This window comes from Massilia agri, assembly GCF_024753255.1.
Classification (GTDB): domain Bacteria; phylum Pseudomonadota; class Gammaproteobacteria; order Burkholderiales; family Burkholderiaceae_D; genus Telluria; species Telluria agri.
In genome coordinates this window covers 1-373 of record NZ_JANUHA010000061.1, presented here as the reverse complement: position 1 = coordinate 373, position 373 = coordinate 1, and the positions used below count along the sequence as shown (strand labels likewise).

Below are 373 nucleotides of genomic sequence, written 5' to 3'. Positions count from 1 at the left end.
AGTGACCGTGGCCCAGCTGCGCCGGCACCTGCTGCCGGTGCTCGACCGGGACGTGCTGCTGGTCACCGACGCCCACCCTGCCTACAGATCATTTGCTCTGGGAGCCGGAATATCGCACGAGGCCGTCAACGTCAGTAGCGGCGAAAGAGTGCGCGGCGCCGTACACGTCCAGAACGTGAACGCCTATCACCGCCGTTTCCGTCAGTGGCTGGCGCGGTTCAATGGAGTCGCATCAAAATACCTGCCGAACTATCTTGGCTGGCAGTGGGCGCTCGATGGTCCGCGCATCAAGACGGTCGAACGGCTGCTATCTGCGGCGCTGGGTGTGTTCAGTACAGCGAGCCCACACTGAACGGTGACAGCGCCTTTTTTA

At 62.2% G+C, this 373-nt stretch carries 1 protein-coding gene; it reads left to right on the top strand.

What is annotated here, in order from left to right; genetic code table 11:
- Positions 1-352: IS1595 family transposase (locus tag NX780_RS25135; protein ID WP_258830621.1), on the top strand; the 352-nt coding region annotated here is incomplete at its 5' end.
- Positions 353-373 lie beyond the last annotated feature (21 nt).